Origin of the sequence: Rhizobium sp. BK491, assembly GCF_014194925.1 — a bacterium.
In the GTDB taxonomy this organism is placed as follows: domain Bacteria; phylum Pseudomonadota; class Alphaproteobacteria; order Rhizobiales; family Rhizobiaceae; genus Rhizobium.
This window is the reverse complement of sequence record NZ_JACIAR010000001.1, coordinates 793,041-806,996: the sequence shown is the minus strand read 5'-3', so window position 1 is coordinate 806,996 and position 13,956 is coordinate 793,041. Positions and strand designations below refer to the sequence as shown.

Genomic DNA, 13,956 nt, shown 5'->3' with positions numbered 1-13,956 from the left:
AAGCCTTTTGCATGGAGGGGTCGGCAATATTGGCGGTCCCTATGGAGCGCTGACCGTTTCCTCGGACAGGCCAGCGGATTTCAGATCGAGAACAGCGCCTTGCTATGGCGCGGAAAACAGGAGAGGGAAATGAAAACCAATGTTCTGAAAGGCTTGCTTCTTGCATCGAGCCTGCTGACCTCGGTCAGCCTGGCGCATGCGGCCGATGTGACGCTGACGGTTGAAAGCTGGCGTAACGACGACCTGCAGATCTGGCAGGAGAAGATCATCCCGGCTTTCGAAGTGAAGAACCCGGGCATCAAGATCGTCTTCTCGCCGACGGCGCCGACTGAATACAATGCATCGCTGAACGCCAAGCTCGACGCCGGCTCCGCAGGCGACATCATCACCTGCCGTCCGTTCGATGCTTCGCTCGACCTCTTCAACAAGAAGCACCTTGCTGATCTAACGAGCCTGAAGGGCTTGGAAAATTTCTCGGCTGTGGCCAAGGCTGCATGGTCGACCGACGACGGGAAATCCACCTTCTGCGTGCCGATGGCGTCCGTCATCCACGGCTTCATCTACAACAAAGACGCCTTCGACAAGCTCGGGCTGAAAGTGCCGGCGACGCGTGACGAGTTCTTCGCCGTCCTCGACAAGATCAAGGCCGATGGCACCTACATCCCGATGGCCATGGGCACGAAGGATCTTTGGGAAGCCGCAACCATGGGCTACCAGAACATCGGCCCGAACTATTGGAAGGGCGAAGACGGCCGTAAGGCTCTGATCGCTGGCAAGGAAAAGCTGACGGACGCGCCGTGGGTCGATCCCTACAAGGAACTGGCCAAGTGGAAGCCTTACCTCGGCGACGGCTTCGAAGCTCAAGGCTACGCTGATAGTCAGAACCTCTTCACGCTTGGCAAAGCTGCGATCTATCCGGCCGGCTCCTGGGAAATTGCTCTCTTCAACACCCAGGCGCAGTTCAAGATGGGCGCATTCCCGCCGCCGGTCGCAAAGGCTGGCGACACCGCCTATATCTCCGACCATCCGGATATTGGTGTCGGCTTGAACACGAAGAGCAAGCATCAGGAAGAAGCCAAGAAGTTCTTGAGCTGGGTCGCTTCCGACGAGTTTGCCAACATCTATGCCAACTCACTGCCCGGCTTCTTCAGCCTGAACTCGCATCCGGTAAAGATGAGCGATGCACTTGCGCAGGAATTCGTCTCCTGGCGTGACAATCACAAGTCGACCGTTCGTTCTACCTATCAGATCCTGTCGCGCGGTAAGCCGAACCTGGAAAATGAGACCTGGACCGAATCCGCAAACGTGATCAACGGCACGGACACTCCGGAACAGGCTGGCGAGAAGCTCCAGAAGGGCCTCGACAGCTGGTACAAGCCCGGCAAGTAAATAGCTGCATCATGCGGGCGAGGGACCTTACGGGCTCCTCGCCCTTTTCATTGTTTGATAATCGAACCGGCGATCGCCTCGCCATTGCATTCGACACACCCGATGCCGTTTTCACTTCGGCCATAAGCCGTAACTGCGGGTGGATTTAAACCTTAGAGCTGCTGCGTCGGCATGCAGCCAAGAAAAACAGGCAGAAAGCCATGAGCGACGCTGCGACGTCAGATGCCCTTGAGGTCATGCCGATCAGGCGCTCCAAGCGCTGGCACATCCTCGTCTTCTTATTCCCGGCCTTTGTCGTTTATACGGCGGTCATGATCTTGCCACTGATCGAGACCTTGCGGCTGTCGCTTTACAATGTCGTCGACAATCAGTCCGTCTTCATTGGCCTGAACAATTTCAAGGTTTTGTTCGGCGACGAACGCTGGTCGCATGATTTCTGGAACGCGCTGCGCAACAACCTGATCTTCTTCGCCATCCACATGTGCGTTCAGAATCCGATCGGTGTGGCTTTGGCTGCACTCCTGTCTTTGCCGAAGCTGCGTTTTGTTGCCTTCTACCGCACGGCCATCTTCCTGCCGACGCTGCTTTCCTTCGTCGTCGTCGGCTTCATCTGGAAGCTGATCCTCTCGCCGCTTTGGGGTGTTGCGCCCGAGCTTCTGAATGTCATCGGTCTGAAATCGTTCTTCGCCCCGTGGCTCGGCAGGCCGAGCACGGCGCTAATTACCGTCGCGCTGATCTCGGTCTGGCAATATGTCGGCATCCCGATGATGCTGATCTATGCGGCACTGCTCAACATCCCCGAGGAGGTCATCGAGGCGGCCGAATGCGATGGCATCACCGGCTGGAGCCAGTTCTGGAAGATCAAGTTGCCGCTGGTATTGCCGGCGATCGGCATCATTTCGATCCTGACCTTCGTCGGCAATTTCAATGCGTTCGACCTGGTTTACACCGTGCAGGGCGCCTTGGCTGGGCCGGACGGCTCGACGGATATTCTCGGCACGCTGCTCTACCGCGTCTTCTTCGGCTTCCAGCTGCAGTTGGGCGACCGCTCGATGGGCGCGACGATTGCGACGGTGATGTTCTTGATCATCCTGGCCGGTGTGTCTTTCTATCTTTTCATCGTCCAGCGGCGCATCCGCCGCTATCAGTTCTGAGGAGCGCGACCCATGTCCAAGGCACGCACTTCCCTTATCCGTACCGGCTTCGTCCATCTGGCGCTTATAGCCTATACGCTGGTTGCTATTTTTCCGGTATTCTTGACTGTCATCAACTCCTTCAAGGATCGCGCTTCGATTTTCCGCGCGCCCTTGAGCGTCCCGACGCCATCCTCCTTCAGCATGATTGGCTATCACACCGTTCTGAAGCAGGGGGATTTCCTGACCTATTTCCAGAACAGCTTCGTCGTCACCATCGTCTCGATCATCCTGACATTGCTATTCGGGGCGATGGCCGCTTTTGCGCTGTCGGAATACCGCTTCCGCGGCAATACGGTGATGGGCCTCTATCTGGCGATCGGCATCATGATCCCGATCCGTCTTGGTACGGTCGCGATCCTGCAGGGCATGGTGGCTGCCGGCCTCGTCAACACGCTGACGGCGCTGATTCTCGTCTATACGGCGCAGGGTCTGCCGCTCGCGATCTTCATCCTGTCCGAGTTCATGCGGACGGTTTCCGACGACCTGAAGAATGCCGGCCGTATCGACGGTCTCAGCGAATATGCCATCTTCTTCCGTCTCGTCCTGCCGTTAGTCCGTCCGGCGATGGCGACAGTTGCCGTCTTTACCATGATCCCGATCTGGAACGATCTGTGGTTTCCGCTGATCCTCGCGCCGAGCGAGGCGACCAAGACGGTGACCCTCGGATCGCAGATTTTCATCGGCCAGTTCGTGACCAACTGGAATGCGGTGCTGGCGGCGCTGACGCTCGCCATTCTGCCGATCCTCATCCTTTACGTCATCTTTTCGCGTCAACTCATTCGCGGCATTACCTCCGGAGCAGTCAAGTGAGCTCATCCGAAAAGCCGATCCGCGTTCTCGTCGCCGGCCTTGGCAATATGGGCCGCAGTCATGCGCTGGCCTATCACAACAATCCGGGTTTCGAGATTGTCGGCCTCGTCAATCGCTCCAGGCCGGAGCTGCCTGAGGAACTGCGCAGCTATACGATCCATGCGGATTTCGAGGTGGCATTGAGGGAGCTGAAGCCGGATCTCTGCTCCATCAATACCTATTCCGACAGCCATGCTGATTTCGCCGTCATGGCTTTTGAGGCGGGTTGCCATGTCTTTGTCGAGAAGCCGCTGGCAACTACGGTGGAGGATGCCGAGCGCGTTATCGCCGCTGCCAAGAAGGCCGGCAAGAAGCTGGCGATCGGCTATATCCTCCGCCACCATCCCTCGTGGATGCGGCTGATCGCCGAAGCCCGCAAGCTCGGTGGTCCCTATGTGTTCCGCATGAACCTCAATCAGCAATCAAGCGGCCCGACGTGGGAGACGCACAAGGCGCTGATGCGCACGACCTCGCCGATCGTCGATTGCGGCGTGCATTATGTCGACGTCATGTGCCAGATCACCGACGCCAAGCCTGTCGAGGTGCGTGGCATGGGCCTGCGGCTGTCGCAGGAGGTGAAGCTCGACATGTATAATTATGGGCATCTGCAGGTGATCTTCGAGGATGGCTCGGTCGGCTGGTACGAGGCCGGCTGGGGGCCGATGATTTCGGAAACGGCCTTCTTCGTGAAGGACGTGATGTCGCCGAACGGCTCGGTTTCGATCGTCATGGACCAGAACGCCAAGTCCGACGATATCGACATGCATACGAAGACCTCGGTCATCCGGCTCCATAGCGCCGAGACAGGGCCGAATGGCCAATTCATCCGGCCGGATCAGGATCTGCATATGGATGGTGAGCCAGGTCATCAGGAGCTCTGCGACTTCGAGCAGGCCTTCATGCTGAAAGCCATCCGCGAGGATCTCGACCTCAATCGCCATATGGCCGATGCCGTTCAATCGCTGCGCATATGCCTTGCCGCCGATGAGAGCGTGCGCACCGGCAAGCCTGTTTATCTATAAGGACAAGAGACTGTGGGATCGCTTCAACTGAAATCCATCCGCAAGGCCTATGGTACGCATGATGTGCTGAAGGGCATCGACCTCGAGGTGAAGGATGGTGAGTTCGTCATCTTCGTCGGGCCCTCAGGCTGTGGCAAGTCGACCCTTCTGCGCAGCATCGCCGGCCTCGAGGACGTGACCTCCGGCGCCGTGCTGATCAACGGCCAGGATGTAACGGTCACGCCGCCGGCCAAGCGCGGCATCTCGATGGTGTTCCAGTCCTATGCGCTCTATCCGCATCTGACCGTCAAGGACAATATGGGCCTGGGTCTCAAGCAGGCCGGCACTGCGAAGGCCGAGATCGACAGCCGGGTTGAGAAGGCGTCGGGCATGTTGTCGCTTGCGCCCTATCTCGGACGCCGCCCGTCAGAACTTTCCGGCGGCCAGCGCCAGCGTGTTGCCATCGGCCGCGCTATCGTTCGTGAGCCGGAACTCTTCCTGTTCGACGAGCCGCTGTCGAATCTTGATGCCGCGTTGCGCGTGCAGACGCGTCTGGAGATCGCCCGGTTGCATCGCAGTCTCAAGGCGACGATGATCTACGTTACCCACGATCAGGTCGAAGCGATGACGCTTGCCGACAAGATCGTCGTGCTCAATGCCGGTGCGATCGAGCAGATCGGTTCACCGATGGAGCTCTACAATCGTCCGGCCAACACCTTCGTGGCCGGCTTCATCGGCTCGCCGCAGATGAATTTCATCGCGGCTGAGCGTCTGGGCGAAAGCGGCGCCAAGACCGTCGGCATTCGCCCCGAACATATCACGCTGTCGCGCGATCAAGGCACCTGGGCAGCCAAGGTCATCCATGTCGAGCATCTCGGCGCGGACACGATCATCTATCTCGAATCCGAGACCACCGGCCTTCTCACTGCGCGTCTCTTCGGGGAGCATCAATACGAGCCGGACGAGATAGTTTATGCAACGCCCGATGCGAACCAGATGCATCGCTTCGATGCGAACGACAAGGCGATCCGGGCGTAAATGGCCCTGCCGAGACGGAGCGGGAAGCTTCGCCTCGGCTATTCCTTCATCGCGTGAATTGCATCGTCATTCGCCTCGCGGTCGTGAAGGGGTGCCGGCCGCTAAAGCAGCCCGCTCGATGACTTCGGCTATGTGGACGGAAAGGGCGGGATCGGAGACGGCGCGGGCAAGCGTCAGACCACCGCTCAGCGTAGCGAGAAGAACGATGGCGCGATCCTCCGCCGTTGTTTCGCCGGAGTTTGTGCTTTCCGGCAGGCCGGCAGCGACATCTGCGATCAACTTTCTCAACTCTACCGTATAGACGCGGCGTGTTTCCTCGTCGGCACGCATCACGTCGGGGGAAAGGCTCGGTAGCGTGCAGCTGTCACCGAGATCGCAGGTCCGCTTGTAGCCCAAGTAGAAGCTGGCAAGCGCCTTCAACCAATCTTTAGGCTGGTTTTCCCTGAGCGCCAGGATTCCTTGACGCAGCTCTTGCAAGCCTTCCACGACGGCTGTTCGAAACGCTTCGCTCTTGGATTTGAAGTGTCCGTAGAAGGCGCCGTTGGTAACGCCGGCAGCCTTGGTCAGAGCATCGATACCCGCGCCGCCAAAGCCTTCCTTGCGAAATACCTGCCCTGCAGCCGCGACGACCCGCGTCCGGGTTTCTTCCTTGTGTTCGGCGCTATAGCGCATTGCTGCCTCCATTGAGAGTGGTCACTCTTTATTGCTTGCATAGAGAGTGATCTGTATGTATTGTTAAAGAGTGATCGGTATATATCAATTGCCGCCATAGGTCCAACAAGGAGATGTTCCAATGCCCATTACGCTCACCGTATCCGAAGGATTGCTTTCATCCGAAGCGCAGGCGCAAGCCTTTGCCGGATTGACGGATGCAGTCCTCGATGTTGCCGGCTTGGCCGGGAATGAATTCATGACGGCCAATGTCATCGGATCGATCAATGTGCTTCCGGCCGCACATGTGCTGGCAGCTGGAAAGCCCGTTGCTGCGGCCTTCATCGAACTCAAGCTGCCCGAAATCGCCCTCGCGACCGCCGAAGCCAAGCGTGCTTTCATTGCAAGGGCGACCGATGTCGTTGAGCGGGCGGCCGAAGGACGGATCAAGCGTGAGCATATCTGGTCGAATATAGTCTATGCGCCTGAGGGTGCTTGGGGCATTGCGGGGCAAAGCTACAGCAATGCCGATCTGGTCGGCGCTATTGCGAGCGCCGCAGTGCCTGAGGTCGAAGCTCATCGCGCTTGAGATGAGGTAATTGGCATCAATACCGGGCGGCCGCATGGGCCGCTCGTTCGATAACAAGGGAGGCAGGAAATGCGACTCGCCAATTATCTGTTTTTTACGACGCATTGCGACGAAGCCCTCGCTTTCTATACGGCCTGCGGGCTGGGCCGAGTGACGCTATTGATCCGTCACGGTACGGAGGGGATACCGCTTGCCAACGAAGCGATGCGGGGCAGGGTAATGCACGCTCGCTTTGAGGGACCAGGCATCTTGTTCTTCGCCTCTGACAATCATGATGCGGAGCCGATGCGAGGTTCCGCTCATATGCTCATGGTGGATGACCGAGAGAGTACCGACAGGATTTTTGCCCGATTGGCAGAAGGCGGCAACGTGACGACACCACTCGCCGTGCAGCCATGGGGTAGTTATTACGGCAAGCTGACTGATCGGTTCGGCGTGCAATGGATGGTGGACTGCCTGCAATAAGCAGCAACCGATCACGCGTGAGAGATTATCATTATTAGTCCGGTCGTCCGGATGAATTCACATGACTGTCATGAGACTTGGCTATCAAGTGTTCAGTCTACTCCAACAGCGAGAGCATCATGACGAGCGCAGCAACGACTTATGCAACCTGGCACAAGGAACCGCAGGGTGACGCCGCAATGGCAGAATCTCATAGCCCCTATTGGCGGCACTTCATCGAGACGGTGCCGGAGCGGGATTTCTCCTCGAAGACCGTCCTGGATTTCGGCTGCAACCGCGGCGGCTTTTTGCGGCTGCTTTATGCCATGCGGCCGTTCCGACGCGGTATCGGTATCGATATTGCTTCGGAGTCTGTGGCTGCTGCCGTCGAAGCCGCGGGCAACATGCCGCTCGAGTTTCATGTCACGACCGACCTGGCGCCCTTTGCCGACAGCTTCGACGTGGCCTTCAGCTATGAGGTGATCTATCTGCTGCCGCAGCTGAAAGAGCATGCCGAAGGGGTGTTCCGGGCCATGCGCAATGGGGGCGTCTACTACGCGGTGACCGGTTGCCACAACGAAATGCCGCTCTGGCCAAAATGGCTTGAGCTTATCGGCAACAATAGCAATGCGCCCATGCAGGATCGCTCGCCACAGGACTATATCGAAGCCTTCACGGCGGCAGGCTTCGATGTTTCCGTCAGGCGCTTCGGCTATGATGGTTTTGTGCGTGCCACCAAGGACCGGAAATATTATCCGAGTATTCTCGATGCGTTGAGCTATCCTGCCGAATACAAGCTGCTGTTCCGGTTGGAGAAGCGTATCTGATATGGAGACGATCGACCGAAAGGGCGGCAGCGCGCTCTGGCATCAGATCGGTGAGATCCTGGCGGCTGATATTGCCGCTGGGATTTTTGCCCCGGGGACGAAACTGCCGGCCGAGCCGGAGCTGATGCAGCGTTTCGGCGTCAGCCGTTTCACCGTGCGCCAGGCGCTGGGGCACTTGGAGCAGCGTGGATTGGTCCGCGCCGAACAGGGGCGCGGAACCTTCGTTCATAGGGGCGTGCTCGACTATACGCTGTCGAAGCGCACCCGCTTCCACAAAAATCTGATCGAGCAAGGTTTCGAACCGGGCGGCGAGCTGCTCATTCACGAGATCGTGCCCGCGACCGAACGCGTCGCGGCCTATCTGAAGATCGCAATCGGCGCGCCGGTCATCCATCGTCGCGGCGTTATGACGGCCGACGGCATTCCGGTGGAATTGGGGGATTCCTACTATCCGGCCGAACGTTTTCCCGATTTCGATCATGCTAGATTGCGGCATCCGACAATCTCGGCGGCGCTCGCCAGCTATGGCGTCATCGACTACGAGCGCTTGTCGACGGAGATCGAGGCGCGTATGCCGACGGCCGACGAAGCGCGGATCCTGCGCCAGCCGAAATCCGCGCCGCTGCTGGTGACGCGCAAGGTGGATGCGGATACCGACGGAGTGCCGATCAGCTATTCGGAATCGGTCTGGCCGGCCGAGCGCACCACATTCAATCTCGATCTGCGGTGAGAGTGCCGGGGAACCCTTGAGGCTCTCCGCGAGCTTGAATTAGCGGTGGGAAAGGATGTTGACGACTTTGCCAAAAGGGTCGCGGACATAGAAGCGGCGGACACCCCACGGCTCGTCCGTGAGGTCGTACAATATGCCGAAGCCCATGGAGGTGGCACGCTGATAGAGCGTGTCGACATCGTCGACTTCGATGGAAAGGTCGGGGACGAGCGTTCCCGAACCGCCTTCGCTGGCGACGCTGATCTGCGGCACAGTTGCCGCTTCGGAGGCGAAGGTCAGGATCCAGCCGTGATCCATGACGATGTCGAGGCCGAGCAGGTCATGATAGAAAAGACGAGCCGTGTCTGGATCAGCTGCCGGCAGGTTCGGGATGATGCGTAGGACGGTCACTGACTTCCTCCCTGGTGGACATGGAGGCGGGCCTTCGCCGCGCCTCCATCTATGTTGGATCAGACCGTGACTGCGGGGAGCAGTTTGGCGCGCTCCGAAAGGATGTGGCGGCAGGCGCTGGCGACTTCACGGCCCTTGATGATGAAATGTTCCTTGAAGAACTGGATATGCGCTTCCGATTCCTGGAAGTGATGCGGCGTCAGGACCGCCGACAGGATTGGCACACCGGTATCGAGCTGGACGCGCATCATGGCATCGAGAACCGTATTGGCGACGAATTCATGGCGATAGATGCCGCCGTCGACAACGAAAGCGGTGGCGATGATCGCGGAATAACGGCCGTTGCGGGCAAGCGTCTGAGCGTGCAGCGGAATTTCCAGCGCCCCGGGTACGTCGAAGATATCGATCGGCGGTGCGCCTTCGACCGTCTGCCATTCAGCAACGAAGGAATCGACCGAGCGATCGACGATATCGGCGTGCCAGCGGGCCCGAATGATCGCAATGCGGCTCGGCTGGGTAGAAATCGAAATGGTCATGAATTGTGCCTTTCAAGGGTTGTTGTCAAATATCCCTTGGGCGAACACGCAACATCGCAGCACCCCTCGCGCGGAGGAGGTACGATCCTGCTTGCTCTCTTCCATCCGGACTATACCGTCGGCTCCGGCATCTCACCGGATCTGCTGACCCTTCCGAAATCCGGAAGGCGCTCGCGGGCTCGAGGAAACTCCCCATACCGCCGGTGGGGAATTGCACCCCGCCCTGAGAACGCGTGGACTATAGATGCTTTGCCTTATGGAAATCAAAGAAAAACGCCGGGGTTTTGGCCCGGCGTCTGCGAATAATTTTCCAAAATGACCCGGCGATGGAGGGCTCTTTCTCAGTCCTGAATGACGAGGAGGTCGGAGGAGGCAAAACGTAACGTCACCTTCTCACCAACACTCGGAGGCATCATGCCAGGGCTGTTGAACATGTCGAAGGAAATCGTGTTGCCGGCGACATTCATGCGGGTGCGGATGACCGAACCCAGGAAATGTGCCGAGGAGACTTCGCCCGTGAGGGCTGTATCGCCCTTGGCCGATTCCGCCAGCGAACCGGCTTCCGGACGCAGGGCGAGCGATACGGTATCGCCCGGCTTGTAGGCGGTCACCGACTGCTTCAGGGTCACGCCCTGATCGCCGATCATGATGCGGTTACTGTCGGGATCGACGACCTTGCCTTCGATCAGATTCAGCGTGCCGACGAAGGAGGCGACGAAACGGGTTGCCGGCTTGTTGTAGATTTCGAACGGCGTGCCGATCTGATCGGCGCGGCCTGCATTCATGACCACGATACGGTCGGAGATGGACAGCGCCTCTTCCTGATCGTGCGTCACGAAGACGGTGGTGATGCCGAGCTGCTGCTGGATGGCGCGGATTTCCTCGCGCAGCGAGATACGGATCTTGGCGTCGAGAGCAGAGAGCGGCTCGTCGAGCAGGAGCACCTGCGGCTTGACGGCGATGGCGCGGGCGAGCGCCACACGCTGCTGCTGGCCGCCGGACATTTGGTATGGATAGCGGCCGGCGAGATGATCGAGCTTGATGAGAGCCAGCATCTCCTTGACGCGCTTGTCGATATCGGGCTTCGCCATGCCGGCGACCTTGAGGCCGAAGGCGACGTTGTCATGCACCGTCATGTTCGGAAACAATGCGTAGGCCTGGAAGACCATGCCAATATTGCGCTGGTTCGGTTTCAGCGCCCGCTGGTCCTTGCCATTGATCGAGAGGGTGCCGGCGGTCGGCGTTTCGAAACCTGCGATCATGCGCAGCACGGTCGTCTTGCCGCAGCCCGACGGTCCGAGGAAGGAGACGAATTCTCCTTTCTCGATTTGCATATTGAAATCATGGACGACGTGAATGTCGCCGAAGGACTTCTTGATGTGGGTGAGTTCGAGAAAAGCCATGGTGAGAAGCCTTACGCCTTAATCGGAGCGGATTTTGAGAAACGGGAAACGAGCTGCAAGAGGCCCATGCTGAGCCAGGTAACGGCAAGCGCGATGATGGCCAGGGCAGAGGGCTCGTAAGCTCTATTGGCGCCCATGAGCTGCATGTAGGGCCCGAATGCCGGACGGTTGAGCAGCGATGCCATGGTGAATTCGCCCATGACGATCGCAAGGGTGATGAATGCTCCGGAAAGCACACCGCTCATGACATTCGGAAAGATGCATTTGAACATGATGGTTGTCCATTTTGCACCAAGGCTTTCGGCAGCCTCCGTCAGCGTGCCGACATCAATGGTACGCATCGCCGTATCGACCGAACGATACATATAGGGCAGCGACAATACAATGTAGGAGCAGACGAGCAGAATGTTCGTCGTCGAATTATAGCCGGTCAACGGCAGGATCGACGACGAATTATAGAGCCGCAGATAGCCGAAAACGATGACGATGGCCGGAATGACCAACGGCATCAAGGTGATGAATTCCACGACAGGGCGGAGCTGCGGCAACCGCAACCGCACCCAATAGGCCGTGGGCACAACGAGCAGCATACCGAAGATAATGGTCAGAAGCGCCATCAACATCGAGAAACCAAAGGCCGTTATGAAACCGAAATCTGAAAAGACGGAGGCATAGGCGTCAAAGCTGTAAGCGTTGCGCCGCATGCGCAGCGAGAACTCCAGCGTACCGATGAGCGGCACCAGGAAGTAGATGAGGCCGATGGCAACGGCGATCCAGGCGAAGAATTTTTGCAGCTTCATTTCTGCCACCGTTCAGCGCGCATGCGCATCAAGATATAAATGACGTTCGAAATACCCGTAATGACGATCATGCCGAGCGCGAGCGCATAGCCGAGATTGGCATTGTGCAGCACGTCGCCGCGGATCTGCGCATAGAGTACGATGGGAACGATGTTCAGCGAGCTGCCGGTAAGTGCAATTGCAGTCGCGATGGCGCCGAACGAATTTGCAAACAGCAGCAGCGTCGTGCCAAGCAGGCTCGGCCAAAGGATCGGCAAGGCGACCATCCGCCAATATTGTCCATTGGTTGCGCCTAGAATGGAGGCAGCTTCTTGCCATTCCTTCTTCATGCCGTCGAGCGCAGGCGTAATGATCAGCACCATCAGCGGAATCTGGAAGTACATGTAGGTAATGGTCAGGCCGAAGAAGCTCAGCAGGTTGAAGCCACTGCCGTAGAGGTTGAAGCCGAAATGAGCGAGCAATATCGTGACCAGACCCTGGCGGCCGAGCGTGGCTATGAACGAGAAGGCCAGCGGCACGCCGGCGAAATTCGATGCGACCCCCGAGAAGGTCAGGAAGGCGTGACGGATCCAAGTGGGAAGCCCGCCAAGGACCAGCGCCCAAGCCAGGTAAAAGCCGATGATCGCACCACCGAGCGCCGAAGCGACCGAGATTTTGATACTGATCCAATAGGCGCTCATGATCGTCGGCGTGAACAGGTCAGCGATGTTCTTGAGCGTCAGGCTGCCGTCCGGCGTCAGAAAGGCACCTGCTATCAAATAGATCGTCGGAAGAATTAGGAACAGCAGCGCGAAGATCAGGAAGGGTGCTATTCCCAGCCAATCGATAACCACACGCTTGTTGATCATCGGGGTGGAACTGACCGTTGATGTTGTGGCGATGCTCATGATTGGCCCAATCCGCGGCGTCAGAAAAACGGAAACCTCCCCGCCGAAGCGGGGAGGTCATGTCAGGTCAAATTACTGTACGTTCGAACCGACGACAGAATCCCACTTGGTGGTGATGGCGGTCTTGCCGGCAGCCTGCTCGTCGAGCGTCGGGAAGACTGCCTTTTCATAGGCGGCAGCCGGCGGCAGCTTGTCGAGAAGTTCCTGCGGGACCTTCTTGTTCTTCGCCAGGTCGTTGAAGCGGATCGGGTGGCAATAGCCCTTGAGCCAGCCGATCTGGCCTTCGTCGGAATAGAGGAACTCCATCCAGAGCTTGGCAGCGTTCGGATGCGGAGCGAAAGCCGAGATTGCCTGGACGTAGACGCCTGCGATAACGCCCGAGGCCGGAACGGTGACGTCAACCGGCGGGTTGCCGTTCAGGCTGTCGCGCCAGGAAAGACCGTTGTAATCCCAAGCAACGACGATCGGGGTTGCGCCCTGAGCCAGCGAAGCGGACTTGCCGATGACCGGAACGAAGTTGCCGGCCTTGTTCAGCTTTGCGAAGTAGTCGAGACCGGCGGCGCCGACCTTGACTGCATCCTTCTCGCCAGCGGCGAGACCGGCGGCGTAGACGGCCTGAACGGCCTGGTTCGAGGTGCGCGGGTCGCCGGCGAGCGAAACGGTGTTTGCATATTCCGGCTTCAGGAGGTCAGCCCAGTCCTTCGGCGGGTTCTTCACAACGTCCTTGTTCACGACGAAGGAGAGAACGCCGTAGTAGTCGCCGTACCAGTAGCCTTCGGCATCCTTGGCGCTGTCCGGAATCGAATCCCAGGTGGAAACCTTGTAGGGCTGCAGCAGGCCTTCCTTCTTGGCCGTCGGGCCGAAGGAGAGACCAACGTCGATCACATCAGGAGCCTGCGGGCCGGTGTTGCCCTTATTGGCGCGGATTGCTTCGACTTCATCGCCCGAACCGGCATCCGGATTCAGTTCGTTGACTTCAATGCCGTATTTTGCCTTAAAGGCAGAGATCAGATCGCCATAACCGCACCAGTTGTGGGGCAGGGCGATGGTGGTCAGCGTGCCTTCCTTCTTGGCGGCAGCGATGAGATCGGCGCTCGGTTCCGCGGCGGCAATAGCCGTCGAAGCGACGAGCATCGCCGTGGAGATTGTCAGAAGACGATGAATTTTCGAGATCACTGCATTTCCTCCTTTTGGGTTTTCAGTGTCTGGCGTTGCTGTTAATGACG

The 13,956-nt window shown here is 58.4% G+C and carries 16 protein-coding genes and 1 riboswitch; of the genes, 9 read left to right on the top strand and 7 right to left on the bottom strand.

Annotation, left to right across the window (positions count from 1 at the left end):
• Positions 1–129 precede the first annotated feature (129 nt).
• The 5 genes from FHX05_RS03990 (at position 130) to FHX05_RS03970 (ending at position 5,473) form a co-directional block, all read left to right on the top strand.
• A complete protein-coding gene (locus FHX05_RS03990; RefSeq protein ID WP_183870731.1) occupies positions 130–1,389 on the top strand; it encodes an ABC transporter substrate-binding protein in 1,260 nt (419 codons plus the stop codon).
• Positions 1,390–1,589: 200 nt separating this feature from the next.
• Positions 1,590–2,543, top strand: a complete 954-nt coding sequence (locus tag FHX05_RS03985) for a sugar ABC transporter permease (RefSeq protein ID WP_183870730.1) — start codon at positions 1,590–1,592, stop codon at positions 2,541–2,543.
• A gap of 12 nt (positions 2,544–2,555) precedes the next feature.
• Positions 2,556–3,395: a carbohydrate ABC transporter permease gene (locus tag FHX05_RS03980; RefSeq protein WP_183870729.1), complete on the top strand. Its 840-nt coding sequence runs from the start codon at positions 2,556–2,558 to the stop codon at positions 3,393–3,395.
• Positions 3,392–4,456, top strand: a complete 1,065-nt coding sequence (locus FHX05_RS03975) for a Gfo/Idh/MocA family oxidoreductase (RefSeq protein WP_183870728.1) — start codon at positions 3,392–3,394, stop codon at positions 4,454–4,456. The genes FHX05_RS03980 and FHX05_RS03975 overlap by 4 nt, the downstream gene beginning before the upstream one ends.
• A gap of 12 nt (positions 4,457–4,468) precedes the next feature.
• Positions 4,469–5,473 (top strand): ABC transporter ATP-binding protein, encoded by a 1,005-nt coding sequence (locus FHX05_RS03970; RefSeq protein ID WP_183709628.1) that lies wholly within the window; start codon positions 4,469–4,471, stop codon positions 5,471–5,473.
• Between the two features lie 66 nt (positions 5,474–5,539).
• Here FHX05_RS03970 and FHX05_RS03965 read toward each other — a convergent pair whose 3' ends face one another.
• The gene (locus FHX05_RS03965; RefSeq protein WP_112605126.1) at positions 5,540–6,145 is read right to left on the bottom strand and encodes a TetR/AcrR family transcriptional regulator; all 606 of its coding nucleotides are present in this window, start codon (positions 6,143–6,145) and stop codon (positions 5,540–5,542) included.
• 121 nt (positions 6,146–6,266) lie between these two features.
• Here FHX05_RS03965 and FHX05_RS03960 point away from each other — a divergent pair, with 121 nt between their 5' ends.
• The 4 genes from FHX05_RS03960 (at position 6,267) to phnF (ending at position 8,714) form a co-directional block, all read left to right on the top strand.
• Positions 6,267–6,713, top strand: coding sequence for a tautomerase family protein (locus FHX05_RS03960; RefSeq protein ID WP_183870727.1), 447 nt, complete (start codon positions 6,267–6,269; stop codon positions 6,711–6,713).
• A 69-nt stretch (positions 6,714–6,782) separates the two neighbouring features.
• Positions 6,783–7,178, top strand: coding sequence for a VOC family protein (locus tag FHX05_RS03955; protein WP_183870726.1), 396 nt, complete (start codon positions 6,783–6,785; stop codon positions 7,176–7,178).
• 119 nt (positions 7,179–7,297) lie between these two features.
• Positions 7,298–7,984, top strand: coding sequence for a methyltransferase domain-containing protein (locus FHX05_RS03950; protein ID WP_183870725.1), 687 nt, complete (start codon positions 7,298–7,300; stop codon positions 7,982–7,984).
• Between the two features lies 1 nt (position 7,985).
• Positions 7,986–8,714, top strand: a complete 729-nt coding sequence (gene phnF, locus FHX05_RS03945) for a phosphonate metabolism transcriptional regulator PhnF (protein WP_183870724.1) — start codon at positions 7,986–7,988, stop codon at positions 8,712–8,714.
• A gap of 39 nt (positions 8,715–8,753) precedes the next feature.
• Here the strand turns inward: phnF and FHX05_RS03940 are convergent, their stop codons facing one another.
• From FHX05_RS03940 to FHX05_RS03915, 6 genes are all read right to left on the bottom strand, one after another.
• Entirely contained in the window at positions 8,754–9,104 is a 351-nt protein-coding gene (locus FHX05_RS03940) for a VOC family protein (RefSeq protein ID WP_112413630.1), read from the bottom strand.
• Between the two features lie 59 nt (positions 9,105–9,163).
• On the bottom strand, positions 9,164–9,640 hold the full coding sequence (locus tag FHX05_RS03935) for a 6,7-dimethyl-8-ribityllumazine synthase (RefSeq protein ID WP_112399004.1): 477 nt from the start codon (positions 9,638–9,640) through the stop codon (positions 9,164–9,166).
• Between the two features lie 89 nt (positions 9,641–9,729).
• Positions 9,730–9,875, bottom strand: a riboswitch (FMN riboswitch).
• 106 nt (positions 9,876–9,981) lie between these two features.
• Entirely contained in the window at positions 9,982–11,043 is a 1,062-nt protein-coding gene (locus FHX05_RS03930; protein WP_015340398.1) for an ATP-binding cassette domain-containing protein, read from the bottom strand.
• Between the two features lie 11 nt (positions 11,044–11,054).
• Complete coding sequence (locus FHX05_RS03925; protein WP_015340397.1) at positions 11,055–11,843, bottom strand: ABC transporter permease; 789 nt, start codon at positions 11,841–11,843, stop codon at positions 11,055–11,057.
• Positions 11,840–12,730, bottom strand: coding sequence for an ABC transporter permease subunit (locus tag FHX05_RS03920; RefSeq protein WP_015340396.1), 891 nt, complete (start codon positions 12,728–12,730; stop codon positions 11,840–11,842). Before FHX05_RS03920 ends, FHX05_RS03925 begins: the two co-directional genes overlap by 4 nt.
• A 72-nt stretch (positions 12,731–12,802) precedes the next feature.
• Complete coding sequence (locus FHX05_RS03915) at positions 12,803–13,906, bottom strand: ABC transporter substrate-binding protein (protein WP_112334428.1); 1,104 nt, start codon at positions 13,904–13,906, stop codon at positions 12,803–12,805.
• Positions 13,907–13,956 lie beyond the last annotated feature (50 nt).

What these genes read in the sequence shown, in the direction of transcription:
- FHX05_RS03990 (WP_183870731.1), top strand. Translation starts at nt 130, where the DNA reads ATGAAAACCAATGTTCTGAAAGGCTTGCTTCTTGCATCGAGCCTGCTG.
- FHX05_RS03985 (WP_183870730.1), top strand. Translation starts at nt 1,590, where the DNA reads ATGAGCGACGCTGCGACGTCAGATGCCCTTGAGGTCATGCCGATCAGG.
- FHX05_RS03980 (WP_183870729.1), top strand. Translation starts at nt 2,556, where the DNA reads ATGTCCAAGGCACGCACTTCCCTTATCCGTACCGGCTTCGTCCATCTG.
- FHX05_RS03965 (WP_112605126.1), bottom strand. Translation starts at nt 6,145, where the DNA reads ATGCGCTATAGCGCCGAACACAAGGAAGAAACCCGGACGCGGGTCGTC.
- FHX05_RS03960 (WP_183870727.1), top strand. Translation starts at nt 6,267, where the DNA reads ATGCCCATTACGCTCACCGTATCCGAAGGATTGCTTTCATCCGAAGCG.
- FHX05_RS03955 (WP_183870726.1), top strand. Translation starts at nt 6,783, where the DNA reads ATGCGACTCGCCAATTATCTGTTTTTTACGACGCATTGCGACGAAGCC.
- FHX05_RS03950 (WP_183870725.1), top strand. Translation starts at nt 7,298, where the DNA reads ATGACGAGCGCAGCAACGACTTATGCAACCTGGCACAAGGAACCGCAG.
- phnF (WP_183870724.1), top strand. Translation starts at nt 7,986, where the DNA reads ATGGAGACGATCGACCGAAAGGGCGGCAGCGCGCTCTGGCATCAGATC.
- FHX05_RS03935 (WP_112399004.1), bottom strand. Translation starts at nt 9,640, where the DNA reads ATGACCATTTCGATTTCTACCCAGCCGAGCCGCATTGCGATCATTCGG.
- FHX05_RS03930 (WP_015340398.1), bottom strand. Translation starts at nt 11,043, where the DNA reads ATGGCTTTTCTCGAACTCACCCACATCAAGAAGTCCTTCGGCGACATT.
- FHX05_RS03925 (WP_015340397.1), bottom strand. Translation starts at nt 11,843, where the DNA reads ATGAAGCTGCAAAAATTCTTCGCCTGGATCGCCGTTGCCATCGGCCTC.
- FHX05_RS03920 (WP_015340396.1), bottom strand. Translation starts at nt 12,730, where the DNA reads ATGAGCATCGCCACAACATCAACGGTCAGTTCCACCCCGATGATCAAC.